This is a genomic window from Giesbergeria sinuosa (genome assembly GCF_042652905.1).
In the GTDB taxonomy this organism is placed as follows: Bacteria; Pseudomonadota; Gammaproteobacteria; order Burkholderiales; family Burkholderiaceae_C; genus Simplicispira; species Simplicispira sinuosa.
Map to the genome: position 1 here is coordinate 288925 of NZ_JBHSHJ010000002.1, position 16653 is coordinate 305577.

Annotated in this window: 16 protein-coding genes; 13 read left to right on the plus strand and 3 right to left on the minus strand. The window is 57.8% G+C overall.

The annotated features are described in order from the left end of the window. Nucleotides 1–12 precede the first annotated feature (12 nt). From urtC to urtE, 3 genes are read left to right on the plus strand one after another with little or no spacing between them, the layout of a single operon-like run. Complete coding sequence (urtC, locus tag ACFO6X_RS03975) at nucleotides 13–1167, plus strand: urea ABC transporter permease subunit UrtC (protein WP_382430270.1); 1155 nt, start codon at nucleotides 13–15, stop codon at nucleotides 1165–1167. After that, nucleotides 1164–2045, plus strand: a complete 882-nt coding sequence (gene urtD, locus ACFO6X_RS03980; RefSeq protein WP_382430272.1) for an urea ABC transporter ATP-binding protein UrtD — start codon at nucleotides 1164–1166, stop codon at nucleotides 2043–2045. The genes urtC and urtD overlap by 4 nt, the downstream gene beginning before the upstream one ends. 11 nt (nucleotides 2046–2056) lie before the next feature. Then, nucleotides 2057–2761, plus strand: coding sequence for an urea ABC transporter ATP-binding subunit UrtE (urtE, locus tag ACFO6X_RS03985; RefSeq protein ID WP_382430274.1), 705 nt, complete (start codon nucleotides 2057–2059; stop codon nucleotides 2759–2761). Between the two features lie 11 nt (nucleotides 2762–2772). Here the strand turns inward: urtE and ACFO6X_RS03990 are convergent, their stop codons facing one another. Continuing rightward, nucleotides 2773–3768 (minus strand): response regulator, encoded by a 996-nt coding sequence (locus ACFO6X_RS03990; protein WP_382430276.1) that lies wholly within the window; start codon nucleotides 3766–3768, stop codon nucleotides 2773–2775. Then, entirely contained in the window at nucleotides 3765–7193 is a 3429-nt protein-coding gene (locus ACFO6X_RS03995) for a hybrid sensor histidine kinase/response regulator (RefSeq protein WP_382430514.1), read from the minus strand. The genes ACFO6X_RS03990 and ACFO6X_RS03995 overlap by 4 nt, the downstream gene beginning before the upstream one ends. Before the next feature lie 131 nt (nucleotides 7194–7324). Between ACFO6X_RS03995 and ACFO6X_RS04000 the strand changes: the two genes are divergently transcribed. The 9 genes from ACFO6X_RS04000 (at nucleotide 7325) to ACFO6X_RS04040 (ending at nucleotide 13726) form a co-directional block, all read left to right on the plus strand. After that, nucleotides 7325–7627: an urease subunit gamma gene (locus ACFO6X_RS04000; RefSeq protein ID WP_382430278.1), complete on the plus strand. Its 303-nt coding sequence runs from the start codon at nucleotides 7325–7327 to the stop codon at nucleotides 7625–7627. 24 nt (nucleotides 7628–7651) lie between these two features. Next, nucleotides 7652–8257 carry a HupE/UreJ family protein gene (locus tag ACFO6X_RS04005; RefSeq protein ID WP_382430280.1) on the plus strand — a complete coding sequence of 202 codons (606 nt, stop codon included), beginning with the start codon at nucleotides 7652–7654 and terminating at the stop codon, nucleotides 8255–8257. An 18-nt stretch (nucleotides 8258–8275) separates the two neighbouring features. Beyond that, nucleotides 8276–8584, plus strand: a complete 309-nt coding sequence (locus tag ACFO6X_RS04010) for an urease subunit beta (protein ID WP_382430282.1) — start codon at nucleotides 8276–8278, stop codon at nucleotides 8582–8584. After that, nucleotides 8581–10362, plus strand: a complete 1782-nt coding sequence (gene ureC / locus ACFO6X_RS04015) for an urease subunit alpha (protein WP_382430284.1) — start codon at nucleotides 8581–8583, stop codon at nucleotides 10360–10362. Before ACFO6X_RS04010 ends, ureC begins: the two co-directional genes overlap by 4 nt. Nucleotide 10363: 1 nt before the next feature. Next, nucleotides 10364–10909, plus strand: coding sequence for an urease accessory protein UreE (gene ureE, locus ACFO6X_RS04020; RefSeq protein WP_382430286.1), 546 nt, complete (start codon nucleotides 10364–10366; stop codon nucleotides 10907–10909). Then, complete coding sequence (locus ACFO6X_RS04025) at nucleotides 10893–11651, plus strand: urease accessory protein UreF (RefSeq protein WP_382430516.1); 759 nt, start codon at nucleotides 10893–10895, stop codon at nucleotides 11649–11651. The genes ureE and ACFO6X_RS04025 overlap by 17 nt, the downstream gene beginning before the upstream one ends. Next, the gene (gene ureG / locus ACFO6X_RS04030) at nucleotides 11648–12298 is read left to right on the plus strand and encodes an urease accessory protein UreG (protein WP_382430288.1); all 651 of its coding nucleotides are present in this window, start codon (nucleotides 11648–11650) and stop codon (nucleotides 12296–12298) included. The genes ACFO6X_RS04025 and ureG overlap by 4 nt, the downstream gene beginning before the upstream one ends. 222 nt (nucleotides 12299–12520) lie before the next feature. Further along, the gene (locus ACFO6X_RS04035; protein WP_382430290.1) at nucleotides 12521–12985 is read left to right on the plus strand and encodes a Helicase associated domain protein; all 465 of its coding nucleotides are present in this window, start codon (nucleotides 12521–12523) and stop codon (nucleotides 12983–12985) included. Between the two features lie 72 nt (nucleotides 12986–13057). Next, nucleotides 13058–13726 carry a c-type cytochrome gene (locus ACFO6X_RS04040; protein ID WP_382430292.1) on the plus strand — a complete coding sequence of 223 codons (669 nt, stop codon included), beginning with the start codon at nucleotides 13058–13060 and terminating at the stop codon, nucleotides 13724–13726. Here ACFO6X_RS04040 and ACFO6X_RS04045 read toward each other — a convergent pair. Further along, on the minus strand, nucleotides 13723–14361 hold the full coding sequence (locus ACFO6X_RS04045; protein WP_382430294.1) for a GntR family transcriptional regulator: 639 nt from the start codon (nucleotides 14359–14361) through the stop codon (nucleotides 13723–13725). The genes ACFO6X_RS04040 and ACFO6X_RS04045 overlap by 4 nt on opposite strands. A 128-nt stretch (nucleotides 14362–14489) precedes the next feature. Between ACFO6X_RS04045 and scpA the strand changes: the two genes are divergently transcribed. Continuing rightward, nucleotides 14490–16652: a methylmalonyl-CoA mutase gene (gene scpA, locus ACFO6X_RS04050; protein WP_382430296.1), complete on the plus strand. Its 2163-nt coding sequence runs from the start codon at nucleotides 14490–14492 to the stop codon at nucleotides 16650–16652. Nucleotide 16653: the final 1 nt, after the last annotated feature.

The following is a 16653-nucleotide window of genomic DNA, read 5'->3' on the forward strand; positions in this document are numbered from 1 at the left end:
ACCGGAGGTCTTATGAAAACCACCCTTTCCCTTTCTGTGACGGCCAGCCCGTCAGCCATCGCATTGCCTGCCAAAGGCCCATTGATGGCCCGCAGCGGTTGGCGTGCCCTGTGGCTGGTCTTGTTGGTGATTTGTGCGGTCGCTCCGGCGCTCAATCTGTGGGTGCCAGCGGGCAGCGTTTTTCACTTGAGCGACTATATGGTCGGCTTGCTCGGCAAGATGATGTGCTATGCCATTTGTGCGTTGGCGATGGACTTGATCTGGGGCTATACCGGCATCTTGAGTTTGGGCCACGGCTTGTTTTTTGCCTTGGGCGGCTATGTGATGGGCATGTACCTGATGCGCCAAATTGGCCGTGAGGGCAGCTACCAAAGTGATTTGCCCGATTTCATGGTGTTTTTGGACTGGAAGGAGCTGCCTTGGCACTGGGCTTTGAGCGACAGTTTTGCCGCCACTGTGTTGCTGGTGCTGTTGGTGCCGGGGCTGGTCGCCTTTGTCTTTGGCTACTTTGCCTTTCGCTCGCGCATCAAAGGGGTGTATTTCTCCATCATTACGCAGGCACTGACTTTTGCTGCCATGCTGCTGTTCTTTCGCAATGAGACCGGCTTGGGCGGCAACAACGGCTTTACCGATTTCAAACGCATTCTGGGCCAGCCCTTGGCTACGCAAGAGATGCGCATGACGCTGTTTGTGCTGACGGGCCTGACGCTGGTGGGCTGCTACTTGTTGGCGCGTTGGCTGGTGCAAAGCAAGTTTGGCCGCGTGTTGCAAGCCATCCGAGATGCTGAAAGTCGGGTGATGTTCTGTGGCTACGACCCACTGCCCTACAAGCTGACCATTTGGGTGATTTCTGCCGTGATGTGTGGCGTGGCGGGGGCGCTTTATGTGCCCCAGGTGGGCATTATCAACCCCGGCGAAATGAGTGCGGCCAACAGCATTGAGATTGCTGTATGGGCGGCAGTGGGTGGGCGGGCATCACTGATTGGCCCGATTGTGGGTGCTTTCTTGGTCAATGGAGCCAAGAGCTGGCTGACGGTGACTTTTCCAGAGTTTTGGTTGTATTGCCTTGGGGCATTGTTCATTGTCGTAACGCTGTACCTGCCGCAGGGCGTGGTGGGCTTGGTGCAAAAACTGCGTTGGAAGAAAACCCAAGGAGGCAAAGCATGACCCCCGATTTGATGGATCAAGGCGCCGAACGTTATGCGCGCGCTCAAGCCAGAATAGCGCAACAACAAGGAAAAACCGCCTCAGGAGGCAGGGCGGCGGGATTTTCGCGCCCGGTGGTGCCTGGTGAAGTAGACGTGACCCACGGGCGCATTCTGTATTTGGAAGATGTGCATGTCAGTTTTGATGGCTTCAAGGCCATCAATGGCCTGAACTTGGACATTGCCCCTGGTGAGCTGCGCTGCATCATCGGCCCCAACGGTGCAGGCAAGACCACGATGATGGACATCATCACCGGCAAAACCCGGCCTGATATGGGCACGGTGTTTTTTGGCTCCACCATCGATCTGCTGCGCTACAAAGAGCCAGAGATTGCCGCTTTGGGTATAGGGCGCAAGTTTCAAAAACCAACGGTGTTTGAAGAACTGAGCGTCTTTCAAAACTTAGAACTGGCCTTGGCTACACACAAGGGCGTGTGGCCAAGCATGAAGTTTGGCCTCAATGGCGAACAAAAAGACCGGCTGGCCGAAGTGCTAGAAACCATCCACTTGCAAGATGCTGTGCTGCGCCGCTCGGGTGATTTGAGCCACGGCCAAAAGCAATGGCTAGAAATTGGCATGTTGCTGATGCAAGAACCCAAATTGCTGCTGCTCGATGAGCCGGTGGCAGGCATGACCGATGAAGAAACGATGCGCACTGCCGAGCTGTTTTTGCGTCTCAAGGGCAAGCATTCGTTGATGGTGGTGGAGCACGACATGAGCTTTATCCGCGCCATCAGCGAAAAGGTAACGGTGCTGTGCGATGGCTCTGTGCTGGCCGAAGGCACCCTAGACCAGGTGCAGGCCGATGAGCGCGTGATTGAGGTCTATCTGGGCCGCTGAAGGAACACAACATGCTACAGATCGAACAATTGCACCAGTATTACGGCGGCTCACATATTTTGCGCGGCGTTGATTTGCAAGCCAAGGCTGGTGAAATCACCGTGGTGCTGGGGCGCAATGGTGTTGGCAAGACCACCTTGCTCAAATCATTGATGGGACTGGTGCCAGTGCGTTCGGGCAAAGTGGTTTTTAATGGTCAATCGATCGAAAAAACCACCCCCTACGAACGGGCCAGAGCAGGTATTGGCTTTGTGCCCCAAGGGCGTGAAATTTTTGGCCGGCTGACGGTACACGAAAACCTGCTGATGGGGTTGGCTACCCAAAAAGCTGGCACGCCTATTCCTACGCAGCTTTATGAGCTGTTTCCGGTGCTCAAACAGATGTTGGGGCGGCGCGGGGGTGACCTCTCCGGCGGGCAACAACAGCAACTGGCGATTGCCCGCGCTCTGGCCCCGGCACCCAAACTGTTGGTGTTGGACGAACCCACCGAAGGCATCCAGCCCAACATCATCAAAGACATTGGTCGGGTGCTCAAGCAACTGGCCCAGCAAGGGCTGAACGGCCAGCCGATGGCTATTGTGCTGGTAGAGCAGTATTACGATTTTGCTGAAGAACTGGCCGACCGCTATCTGGTGATGGAGCGTGGCGAGGTAATTGCCAGTGGGCCGGGTGCCGAAATGCCGGATAAGGGCATTCGGCAACTGGTGGCTATTTGAACCCCCCATCTTCAGTGTGCGCCGGGGTGTTGCACAGAGCGCACCCGGTTGACGGCCATGGCGGCAGCAGCGGTGCGGGTCTCTACCCCTAGTTTGGCATGAATGCGCTCAAGGTGCTTTTTGACTGTGGCCGGGCTGGCGCCCAAAATCTCTGCAATGTCGCGGTTGATTTTTCCTTGCGCTACCCAGTGCAGCACCTCTGCTTCGCGCTGGGTCAGGCCAAAACTGCTGGCTAGCAGCTCCACCGTGCTGGCCTCGGAGGTTTCTTCCATCACAATCAGCCACTCGCCCTCGGGGCTATCGTCTGATCGTTCAGACTCGCCCAAAGCGCGGTGCAGCCGGAAGGTGAGCGCGCTGGCCTCTTGTGTGAGGGTCAGGCGGGGAGGCTCGAGCTGGCGCTGGGCTTCGGACAGGTGGCGGCGCAACCAGTGCAACACATCGGCAGGGGTGGCAGGCGCTTCGGTGCCACAGTAGCGTAGCAACAGCTGCCGCGCCAGTGGCGTTTGCCACATTAGGCGGCCATCACGCGCGCGCACGGTGATGGTGGCATAGCCAAAGGCATCTAATGCGCTACGTGCCTGCTGTCGTTCCAAGGCACCTTGTCGGGCCTGACGGGCCGATTGCAGATGTACGCCCATGCGGGCCATCACTTCCAGCGGTTTAACCGGCTTGGTCACATAGTCACAGCCGCCTACACCCAGTGCCTTGACCAGATGCTCCGTCTCGGTCAAGCCGGTCATGAACAAAATGGGGATAGCTGCCAGCATGGGGTCGGCCTTGAGGCGTTGTGCCACCTCAAAGCCATCCATGCCTGGCATCAGGGCGTCTAGCAAGATCACATCGGGCCGGGCTTGCGCTGCACGCTCCAGTGCCGAGGCACCATCCAGTGCCACAAGCACGGTGTAGCCGGCATCGTCCAAGGCATCGTGCAGTGGGGCGATGTTGTCGGGCATATCGTCCACCAGTAGCACCACGGCGCCATCGGTGGGGAGATTGGGTAGGGTCATGAGGAGGCTCCGGTGGCAGGCACAGACTGCAACTTTTGCACAATGGCATCAAAGCGAAATTCGCGCGCCTGCGCATACAGTGGTGCAGCCCAAGCTGCACATTCGGGGTATTGGGCTTGCAGGGCATCGAGCCGTTTGACAAAGCCACGGTAGTAGCCCAACTGGGCCAGTTCTATCAAGCTGTCGATGGCCGGTGCCGGAAGATTTGGGGTGGGGGCCATGCTACTGATCATTGGCACCTTGGTGGGGGCAGGCGTGGGCGGTGCAAACTGCCATTGCAAAGGCAGTTTGCCTTGTAACCATTGCAGTACATCGCGGTGGCGCACGGGTTTGACCAAGAAATCTTCGGGTGGCAGGCCAATGGTGTTGTCCAGCCCTTTGTCAAAAGCGTTGGCCGATACCACCGCCAATATCGGGGGCGGCTCCAAAGCCATGGCCTGAATATGCCGCAGGGTCTCCCAACCATCTATGCCGGGCATGGCCAAATCCATAAACACCACATCGGGGCGCAAGCCCGCCCGCAATTGTTGTAAGGCGTCTTCACCTTGGGTTGCCAGGCTGACAACAAAGCCCAGCGGCTCCAACCAACGGGCCAGCAATTGGCGGTCTGCCTCTTCGTTGTCTACGACCAGCAGTTGGCGGCGGTGGCCCGCATAGCCCACAGGCATTTGGTGGGTGGGCAGGGTGGCAGAGGCGGGCGCTTGGTGCAACTCGGGCAAAAACAGCCGTAGCAAAAAGCGTGTGCCCACGCCAGGTTGGCTGTGGGCGCTGAGTTCCCCCCCCATCAGTTCAGTCAGCATTTTGGCAATGGTCAGGCCCAAACCTGAGCCAGGCGTTTGTGCTGTGGCCGCACTGGCAGCACGGGCAAAAGGCTCGAATATCTGCGCCAGTTCTGCTGCCGTCATGCCGGGGCCGGTGTCGCTGATCTCGATATGGGCCATCTGCCGGGCGTAGCGCAGCGCCAGCCGTACTTCACCTTGGGCCGTAAACTTGACGGCATTGCCCAACAGGTTAATCAAAATCTGGCGCAGGCGCTTTTCGTCAGCCCGCACAGCGGTAGGCCATTGGGACGGCCCCTCAAAAACAAAGCGCAGCCCTTTGTCGCTGGCTTGCAACTCAAACAGATGGGCCATTTCTTGCATGAGCGCACGCAAATCCAGTGGGACTGGTTGCAAGGCCACTTTGCCCGACTCAATCCGGGCCACGTCTAACGTGCCCTCAATCAGCGACAGCAGATGCTCACCACCACGCAAAATCACACGGATCGCATGGGCATGTTGCGTCCCTAGTGCGCCGTCTTGTTGTAGCAATTGTGCATAGCCCAGAATGCTGTTGAGTGGTGTGCGCAGCTCATGGCTGATATTGCTGATGTAGCGTGTCTTGGCCTGATTGGCTTGATCGGCCAGAGCGCGGGCCTTTTCTGCCTGCTGTTTGGCTTGTTGCAATTGTTGGTCGGTGCGCCGGTGCGAGTCGATCTCGCGCAGCAGCAGCCCCGTTTGGCGGTTGGATTCTTGCTGCGCCACCTCGCGGCTCTTGTGCGCTAGCACCAGCCACCACGCTACGATGGCAAACACCAGCAGCAGCACCACATACACTTTGGCATAACCCATGCGCAGTGCTTGGCCCACTGTGGCCTGCACATCTGGTGGGGCAGACAATTGGCCCAGACTCTGCCACTCTTGCCGGTACACCAGCCCCAGCACCGCTGCCAGCACCAACCCTGTCACCAATAACAGCAAAATGAAATGGGCCAGCCCGCCATCCAGATAGGGCCACAGTTTGCGCGGAGTGAGGCTGCGCAGCACTTGGCTCCATTGGGCCGATAGCCGTGCCTGCGGTTTGCAGTGGTCAGCACAGCGGGCATCCAGCGTGCAGCACAGTGAGCAAATTTGTCCCCGGTAGGCTGGGCAATGGGCGGTGTCTGGGGCTTCATAGTCGCCCCCACACACTACACAACGGCGCAGCTCGGTCGCACTGGTAGGTGCTTGGGGCTGGCGGGCCAGATAGTAGCGCCCGCGCGTAGCCCAAGCAATCAGCGGGGAGGTAATCAAGGCCGTGACCATTGCCACCAACGCCGAAAATGCCTGCAACAAGCTGCCAAAAACCCCCAGATGTGCCATGATGGACAGCACCGAAGCCAACACCATCGCGCCCACCCCCACGGGATTGATGTCAAACAGATAGGCACGGCGAAACTCGATGCCCGCTGGCGACCAGCCCAGCGGTTTGTTGATCACCAGATCGGCCACCACGGCCATGATCCAAGCAATCGCCAGATTGGCATATAGCCCCAAAACATCACCCAGTGCCTGAAACAAGTTCATTTCCATCAGGAGCAGGGCAATGGCGGTGTTAAACACCACCCAAACCACCCGCCCCGGATGGCTGTGCGTTAGGCGCGAGAAAAAATTACTCCAAGCCAACGACCCGGCATAGGCATTGGTCACATTGATTTTGAGTTGTGACACCACCACAAACAGTGCCGTCACCCACACCGCCCAGCCATAGGGCAAAAAGGTTTCGAAGGCGGCCAGATACATCTGATTGGGATCTACCGCCTGCTGCGCTGGCACCATTTGCGACAGCACCAGCCAAGCCAACAGGGCGCCACCCAGCATTTTGAGCATACCCATCAACACCCACCCCGGCCCTCCCACCAGCACAGCCAGCCACCACTGCCGTGTTGACTTTGGCTCTGGGGCAGGCATAAAGCGCAGGTAATCAGCCTGCTCCCCCATTTGGGTCATAAGTGCCATGCCCACCGTCAGAGCTGCACCAAAGAGGTGCCACTGGAAAGTGCCTCCTTGACCAGATGTGCCAGCATAGTGCGTGAGCTGGGACAACACCTGCGGCTCTAACAACAGCACAGCACCATAGGGAAGCACCATCAACGCCAGCCAGAGGGGCTGCGTCCACACTTGAAAGCGGCTGATGGCAGCAATGCCATGTGTGACCAGCGGAATCACGGCCAAAGCGCAAATCAGGTAGCCCCAGACTGGCGCAATACCCAAAGTCAACTCCAGTGCATAGGCCATCACGGCGGCTTCTAGTGCAAAGAAGATGAACGTAAAAGAGGCGTAGATCAGCGAAGTCAGGGTCGAGCCGATATAGCCAAAACCAGCCCCGCGCGTCAGCAAGTCCATATCTACCCCGTAGCGGGCAGCGTAGATGCTGATGGGCCAGCCAGCCAGAAAAATAATCAGCCCCGTGGCCAAAATAGCCCAGAAGGCATTGTCAAAACCATATTTCAGCAGCAGTGTGGCCCCCACGGCCTCCAGCACCAAAAAAGACGCTACACCAAAGGCCGTATTGGCAACCCGCCACGGCGACCATTGTCGGGCCCGTTGGGGGGCATAGCGCAGAGCATAGTCTTCCAGGGTTTCGCTGGCTACCCAACGGTTGTAGTCGCGCCGCACCTTGACAATGCGTTGCACGGCTTGGTTGCCTGGGACAGAAGGTTGGGAAAAATCGGGGTCGTGCACACGCCATCTGAGGCAGTTTTCATGCCATTGCCATCGTCCTGATAGGTAGGCATGGCTTTTGCTGATCCTTTGCTATGGATCTGACACCCCGCGAAAAAGACAAGCTGCTGATCTTTACCGCAGCATTGCTGGCTGAGCGCCGCCGCGCGCGTGGCCTCAAACTCAACTACCCCGAGGCGGTGGCACTCATCAGTGCTGCTGTGATGGAGGGCGCCCGCGATGGCAAAACCGTGGCCGAGCTGATGAGCGCAGGCCGCGAAGTGCTCACGCGTGATGATGTGATGGACGGCATCCCCGAGCTGATTGCCGACATTCAAGTCGAGGCCACCTTTCCTGATGGCACCAAGCTGGTCACCGTCCACCAGCCTATCGCCTGAACCCCCTTACAGGAGATTTTTTCCATGACACAGACACAGCCTACCTCTCCTATGCGCGCTCTGCGCACTGTGGCCCCGGCCCTGCTGGCCCTTGGCTCTAGTGCGGCACTGGCCCATGCTGGTGTGGATGCCGGAGAGCACCACGGTTTTCTCAGTGGTTTGCTGCACCCTATGAGCGGGTTAGACCACTTGGGCGCTATGTTGGCCGTGGGCTTATGGAGCGCCACCACAACAGCCCGGCCTGGGGTAGCACCGCTATCGTTTGCTTTGACGCTGTTGGCCGGTGCCCTGTTGGCACAGTCGGGCTTGAGTTGGGCAGGGGTCGAGCCAATGATTGTGGCCTCCTTGCTGGTGGTGGGGCTGTTACTGGCTGCACAAACCCGGTTGCCACTCGCAGTAGGTGGGGCACTAGTGGGGGCTTTTGCGTTGTTTCACGGCATGGCACATGGTCAGGAGTTGAATGGTGGCCCTGCTCTGTTGGGCATGGTGGTAGGCACAGCCCTGCTGCATGGCGTGGGCTTGGCGGCAGGGTTGGTGTTGCGCCAGCGTCACCGTTGGGTATCTCGTGCTGCTGGAGTGGCAGTGGCTGCCAGTGGTGTGGTGTTGGGCTGGCCTTTGCTCATGGCCTGAGTGGCACAGGAGTTATTGATGATTCCAGGCGAATACCTGATTGCCGAAGGCGAGCATCTGCTCAACCCTGGCCGCCCTACACATACGTTGGTGGTGCGCAACACAGCAGACCGGCCCATTCAGGTCGGCTCTCACTACCATTTTGCCGAAACCAATGGCGCGTTGGATTTTGACCGCACCGCAGCCCAAGGTATGCGCTTGAACATTGCGTCTGGCACCGCGGTGCGTTTTGAGCCAGGCCAGCAACGCACGGTCGAGTTGGTGGCCTACGCTGGTGATCGCATCGTGATCGGTTTTCGTGGCCTGACCAATGGAGCCTTGTCATGAGCAGCACAATTTCCCGCCGTGCTTACGCTGAAATGTTTGGCCCCACCGTGGGCGACCGGGTGCGACTGGCCGATACAGATTTGCTCATTGAAGTTGAGCGCGACTACACCCTGCAAGCGGGTGGCGGCCTGCGTGATGCCCAAGGTCAACCCTTGGGCTATGGCGAAGAAGTCAAATTTGGCGGCGGCAAAACCGTGCGCGACGGCATGGGCCAGGGCCAGCGCAGCCGTGCCCAAGGGGCTGTCGATTTGGTCATTACCAATGCACTGATTGTCGATCACTGGGGTATCGTCAAAGCCGATATTGGTGTAAAGAGTGGCCGTATTTGCGCTATTGGCAAGGCAGGCAACCCCGACATTCAACCCGGTGTAGACATCATCATTGGCCCCGGCACAGAGGCATTGGCCGGTGAGGGCATGATCGTAACGGCAGGCGGGCACGACAGCCATATCCACTTTATCTGCCCTCAGCAGATTGAAGAAGCGTTGATGTCCGGCATCACCACCATGACAGGTGGTGGCACTGGCCCAGCCACCGGCACCAACGCCACCACTTGCACCCCCGGCCCTTGGTACATGGAGCGCATGTTGCAGGCGGCGGAGGCCTTTCCGATGAACATCGGCTTCTTGGGCAAGGGCAATGCCAGCCAGCCACAAGGCCTGCTAGAGCAGATTGAGGCCGGTGCCATTGGTCTGAAGCTGCATGAAGATTGGGGCACCACGCCTGCCGCCATCGACAACTGCCTGAGCGTTGCCGAAGCCACCGACACCCAAGTAGCTATCCACACCGATACCCTGAACGAATCGGGCTTTGTTGAAGACACCCTGGCCGCCTTCAAGGGCCGCACCATCCATACCTTTCACTGCGAAGGTGCAGGCGGCGGTCATGCCCCCGACATCCTGAAAGTAGTGGGCGAGGCCAATGTATTGCCCTCCTCCACCAACCCGACCCGCCCCTACACCGTCAACACCCTCGACGAGCATGTCGATATGCTGATGGTCTGTCACCACCTTGACCCAGCCATCCCTGAAGACTTGGCTTTTGCCGAGAGCCGGATTCGGCGTGAGACCATCGCTGCCGAAGACATCCTGCACGACTTGGGCGCCATCAGCATTTTCAGCTCTGACAGCCAAGCCATGGGCCGCATTGGCGAAACCATTACCCGTTGCTGGCAAACCGCCCACAAGATGAAGCAACAACGTGGCTGGCTGGCCCCCACGCCGGGCCGCTCTGACCAGGCAGAGGCCCACAGCCGCAACGACAACTTTCGCGTCAAGCGTTATATTGCCAAATACACCATCAACCCAGCCATCGCCCACGGCATAGCCCACGAGATTGGTTCGGTAGAAGTGGGCAAATGGGCCGATCTGGTGCTGTGGAAGCCCGCTTTCTTCGGTGTCAAACCTGCGCTGATTCTCAAGGGTGGCATGATCGCGGCAGCACAGATGGGCGACCCCAACGCCTCTATTCCAACGCCACAACCCGTGCATTACCGGCCCATGTTTGGAGCCTATGGCGGAGCCATCGCCCAAACCTCTTTGACCTTTGTTTCACAGGCGGGTTTGGCCGCAGGCATTGGCGAACGATTTGGCCTGCAAAAACGGCTGGTAGCTGCCAAAGGATGCCGTGTGGCGAACAAGTCCTCAATGGTGCTCAACGATTACGCCCCGCAGATGGATATCGATGCCCAAACCTACGCCGTACGTGCAGACGGTCTGCTCCTGACCTGTGAGCCAGCCCAAACCTTGCCCATGGCACAACGCTATTTTCTGTTCTAAGATGCTGCAAGCCTCCAAACGCATTCCCCAAGGTCAGGGGTTGGCCTCGGTATTGATTCGCCGTGCCGCCACCGTCACGTTGGACTGGGATTTGCGCCAAAAAAGCCGTTTTGACTGTACCGACAGCCAAGACCGGCATGTAGGTGTTTTTCTGCCACGCGGCACACTTTTGCGCGGTGGCGATGTGTTGTTGACCGTTGAAGGCGACCTGCTGCTCGTGGTTGCAGCACCGCAGTCGGTGCTGCGCATCACGCATTGTCCTGAACATGGCAGCCCCTTTGATCTGTTGCGCGCTGCCTACCATCTTGGCAACCGCCATGTGCCGATAGAACTTCAGCCCGACCACCTCAAAATTGAGCCAGACCATGTGCTGGCAGACATGTTGTGCCAAATGCACCTGACGGTGGCTGAAGCCTATGAAGCTTTTGAGCCAGAGGCCGGCGCTTATGGAGAACATGCCACGATGGGGCATTCACACCACAGTGGCAGCCATGCGCATCACCACCCCCACGTTACAGCAGAGCACCACCATGACCCTGTGCATTGAAGCAGGCAGGCAGGCCGCACCTGTATCTGCACCTTCCCAGCCCTTGGCCGGCACAGTCACGCCAGCTCTACTGCCCCTGTTGTGGTTGGCTTCGCCAGCTTTGCCGATAGGTGGATTTTCGTACTCTGAAGGACTGGAGGCAGCTGTAGAGGCCGGACTGGTGCATGACGAAGCCAGCACGGCCCAATGGCTCACCGACCAACTTCACTTGGGCCAGTCGCGTTCTGATTTGGCTGTATTGGCCCAAGCGGTACATGCTTGGCGTTTGCGCGACTGGCCCACTTTGCTGCGTTTAGACCAATGGGTGCGCAACACCCGAGAGACAGCAGAGCTGCGTTTACAAAGCGAGCAAATGGGCCGCTCGTTAATAGAGTGGCTTAAATCGCTGCAACGGCCTGAGTTTTTGTTGGCGCTGTTACCTACAGCCCTACAGGCACCCAGTTACCCTGTGGCCTATGCGTTGGCATTGGCAGTGCATTTGCCACCAGAGCAACCACCGGCCTCTGGCCTGTATGCCTATGCCTTTGGTTGGGCAGAAAACATGGTGCAAGCGGCCATCAAGGCCGTGCCATTGGGCCAAAGCGCAGGCCAGCGTATTTTGGCGCGGCTCAGTCGGCAAATTCCAGCGGCAGTGACCCATGCCATGTCCCTGCCCGAAGAGGATCGGCAGGCGTTTAGTCCCATGTTGGCCATTTTGTCGGCCCGGCATGAAACCCAATATTCCCGTCTATTTCGTTCATGAGCCTGCACCATATTCCTCACCGTACTAAAAAACTTCCACCCTTGCGCGTGGGCATTGGTGGCCCCGTTGGCTCTGGCAAAACCACATTGCTAGAAATGCTGTGCAAGGCGATGCGCCAACGCTATGACCTGATTGCCATTACTAACGATATCTACACCAAAGAAGATCAGCGCCTGCTAACCCTCAGTGGTGCATTACCACCTGAACGCATCATGGGGGTAGAGACAGGGGGGTGCCCACATACCGCTATCCGCGAGGATGCCTCCATCAACCTAGAAGCCATTGACAGGATGCTGGGCCAGTTTCCACAGGCGGATATTGTTTTTATCGAGTCTGGTGGCGACAATCTGGCAGCCACATTCAGCCCTGAACTGTCGGACTTGACCATTTATGTGATTGACGTGGCCGCGGGCGAGAAAATCCCCCGAAAGGGTGGCCCTGGCATCACCAAGAGCGATCTGTTTGTGATCAATAAAACCGATCTGGCGCCCCATGTGGGTGCCAATCTGGAGGTGATGCGACAAGATACTGCCCGCATGCGTCCAGATGCTCAACGCCGCCCATGGGTGATGACCAATCTCAAAACGCTGGATGGCTTAGAGCAAGTGGTGCAATTTATTGAACAACGTGGCATGTTGACGGCCTGATCGCGTTTGAATGGGCAGACCATCACCAGAGAGAGCACTCTGGGGCCGCCAATGCTAAAATGTGCTCTGGCGCCACCGTTATTTTGAGTTATTTTTCCATCCGGCAGTCGGTGCCTAAAACTCTCCGCCATTCACATAGCGTCAAAACCTGTCTATAGCTGGCGGTGCCGTTTTCGACTGCCAGACTCCACGGCTTGCTTTTCAAACAGCCGTCTCTGTGCCATGTCCCAAGGAAAACCGATTCCCATTACCACGCCCCTGAGCCATTTCACCGACCGCCTGCCCGTGATTGCGCAATTCATTGCCCGCGAAGGCCATGCCCACATTCCCCTGCAACAACAAGAGGATGGGCATCCCATAGGTTATTGGTGTAGCAATTGGCGCTTTCGGATCGAGACAGCCATCGACACCATCCCCCATGAGCAATTGGAAGCCTTGCGCCGCATTGGTTTTCTCGAGCCAGCAGGCCCAGTGCCCCCTGCACCATCCGATACACCCGTTACAAACGATGAAGACTGCATCGGTATCCCCGCCGAATGGATGCAGTCGCCACAGAAGCCACAGGAGCCTACGTGGCTGCTGCCCGTTGGTAGCTTGCGCCCTACCAGCCCTCTGCCTGCCAACCCTATGCCTCTACAGCCCAAAATCGAGGTCAAAAAGAAGCGCCAGCTGCAAATCTATCGTTGAGAAGGCGTGCTGGCGCGGCATAAGCACGCCAGCTTCAATCTAGAATGCCCTTTTTCCGGAAGGGATTTATTCATGGTGAAACGCATTCCAGTGGCCTTGGCCACCGCATTGCTTGCAGTGTGTGCCTTGCAGCCAGTGGCTGCACAGCCATCCAGGGCACGGGCCACCGCCGATGTGGATCTAAGTGCCCGTTTGAAAGAAGTGCAAGCCAATCCGGCGTTAGAAGAAAACCTGTTCAAACTGGGCCGCAAAGTGGCTGCCGTCTGCGTCCACTGCCACGGCGATGGTGGTAACAGCCTGAATCCCGACATTCCGAATCTGGCAGGACAAAATCCTGCTTACCTGTTGGAGCAATTGCGCCTGTTTGCCACGGGGCAGCGGCGCAATGAGTTCATGGAGGGCATGATCAAATCCATGAACAGCGACGAAAAAGTGGGCATGGTACTGTTTTATTCGGCGCAAACCGTCAACCACAAACCCAGCACCACACCTGCACTGGCGGATAAAGGCAAGGTGGTGTACCAGAAGCAGTGTTTGGCCTGCCACGGTGCCAATGGTTTGGGTAATGAGCAAATCGCCCGCATTGCGGGGCAGCAGCCGGGTTATTTGCGCAAAATGCTAGACCGCTACCGCACGGCCCAATCGGGGCCATTGGCCAAATCCATCATGACCCCCACCATGCGCAGCATGAGCGATGCAGACATTCAGGCCGTGGTGGCCTTTGTCACGGCCATGCCCTAAGGTGTAGCGGCCTCTAGGCCTTGGGCAAAATGCGTTTGCATGGCTTGGGCCGCAGCAGCGGCATCGCGGGCCGTGAGCGCCGTCAAAATAGCCCGGTGTTCGCGCAAAGAGTCCGCCATCCGGCCCTGCTTGAACAGCGAGTTGTGCCGGTTGAGCTTCATCACTTTGCGCAAATCCGTCACCACTTGGCTGCGCCAGCGGTTGTCTGCCAGCTCCAGCAATTGCATGTGAAATTGCTCGTTCAGGGCAAAAAAGCGTTCGCGTTCATGCACGGCACTTTCGAGTTCGGCGTGTAGCTCTTGCAGTGCCTGTAACTGTGCTGCGCTGGCCTGTGCCGCCACGACCCCCGCAGCATCGCTTTCCAGCAGACTGAGCAGGTGGTAGACATCGCGCAGGTCTTTTTCAGACATTTCGGTCACGTAAGCGCCACGGCGCACCTTCATCGTGACCAGCCCTTCGGCAGCCAAGACTTTCAATGCTTCGCGCAGCGGCGTGCGGCTGATGCCAAATTCTTCGGCAATCTTGAGTTCATCAATCCAGCAGCCGGGTTCCAACTCGCGGCGGAAAATGCGCTGGCGCAGTTGTTCGGCCACTTCTTCGTACAGTGCACGGGGGGTCAGGGTGACGGCAGACATGGGCGCAATGGTACCGAAAAAAACTATAAATTAATAATTACGGATGCGGTACACTCGCCACCGTCGTGCGGGCCTGCGAAGCATTGCGAGCGAGCCAGCCACTCTCTTAGCGACCGGAGACCATGCCCATGAGCAGCCCTAACGAAAATTCTTTCAAAACAGCCTCTCTTGAGGACTGGCAACGTGCCGCCGCCAAATCGGCCCCCGGTGGCAATGTCGATGCCCTGAACTGGACGACCCCTGACGGTATCGTCGTCAAGCCACTCTATACCGCCGAAGACACGGCTGATTTGCGCCACACCAACACCCTGCCCGGTTTTGAGCCCTATCTGCGCGGCCCGCAAGCCACCATGTATGCGGTGCGCCCTTGGACAATTCGCCAATACGCCGGTTTTTCTACCGCTGAAGAATCCAATGCTTTTTACCGCAAGGCGCTGGCCGCTGGCGGCCAAGGCGTGTCGGTGGCGTTTGACTTGGCAACCCACCGGGGTTACGACTCTGACCATCCCCGCGTCACGGGCGATGTGGGCAAGGCCGGTGTCGCCATTGACTCGGTAGAAGACATGAAAATTTTGTTCAACGAGATTCCGTTGGACAAAGTGTCGGTGTCCATGACCATGAACGGTGCGGTGCTGCCGGTGCTGGCGGGTTATGTGGTGGCGGCAGAAGAACAAGGCGTGAGCCAAGACAAGCTCTCTGGAACTATTCAGAACGACATTCTGAAAGAGTTCATGGTGCGCAACACCTATATCTACCCGCCCAAGCCATCGATGAAAATCATTGGCGACATCATCGAGTACACGGCGCAGAACATGCCCAAGTTCAACTCGATTTCGATTTCGGGCTACCACATGCAAGAAGCTGGCGCTAATCAGGCGCTGGAGTTGGCCTTTACACTGGCCGATGGCAAAGAATACGTCAAAACCGCCATTGCCAAGGGTATGGACGTGGACGCTTTTGCCGGTCGTCTGTCGTTCTTCTGGGCGATTGGCATGAACTTCTACTTGGAAGTCGCCAAGATGCGTGCTGCCCGCCTGTTGTGGTGCCGCATCATGAAGGGTTTTGATGCCAAAAACCCCAAGAGCCTGATGCTGCGCACACACTGCCAAACCTCGGGGTGGAGCCTGACCGAGCAAGACCCGTACAACAACGTGGTGCGTACCACCATTGAGGCCATGGCGGCTGTGTTTGGTGGCACACAAAGCCTGCACACCAACGCATTGGACGAAGCTATCGCCCTGCCCACCGAGTTCTCGGCCCGTATTGCCCGCAATACCCAGCTCATCATCCAAGAAGAAACCCACATCACCAACGTGATTGACCCTTGGGCTGGCAGCTACATGATGGAAAAGCTGACCCAAGACATGATGGACGCGGCTTGGAAAATCATTGAAGAAGTCGAAGCAATGGGCGGTATGACCCAAGCGGTCGATTCGGGCTGGGCCAAGCTGAAAATTGAAGCCGCTGCGGCTGAAAAGCAAGCGCGTATTGACTCCGGCAAAGACGTGATCGTCGGCGTGAACAAATACAAGCTGGCGAAAGAAGACCCGGTCGATATCCTGCAAATTGACAACGTCAAGGTGCGCGAGGGCCAAGTGCAGCGCCTGAACCAGATCAAGGCCAGCCGCGACAATGCTGCCGTGCAAGCCGCTTTGGATGCCCTGACCGCTGCCGCCGAATCCGGCCAAGGCAATTTGCTCGATTTAAGCATCAAGGCTATCCGTCTGCGCGCTACCGTGGGTGAAGTGTCGGATGCGTTGGAAAAAGTGTATGGCCGCCATCGTGCCGACACACAAAAGGTGACGGGTGTGTACGCTGCTGCTTACGATTCTGCCGAGGGTTGGGACAAGCTGAAAGAAGAAATCAACGCCTTTGCCGAGGCCCAAGGCCGCCGTCCGCGCGTCATGATTGCCAAGCTGGGCCAAGACGGCCACGACCGGGGCGCTAAAGTGGTAGCCACCGCCTTTGCCGATTTGGGCTTTGACGTGGACATGGGGCCGCTGTTCCAAACCCCCGAAGAATGTGCGCGCCAAGCAATTGAAAACGACGTGCATGCCGTGGGTGTCAGTACCTTGGCTGCTGGGCACAAAACGTTGGTGCCTGCCATCATCCAAGCCCTGAAAGACCAAGGCGCAGACGACATCATCGTGTTTGTGGGTGGCGTGATTCCGGTACAAGACTACGAGCACCTGTACGAAGCCGGTGTGAAGGGCATTTACGGCCCCGGTACCCCGATTCCGGCCAGCGCAAAAGACGTGCTGGAACAAATCCGCAAGGCCCAAGCGGCGTGAG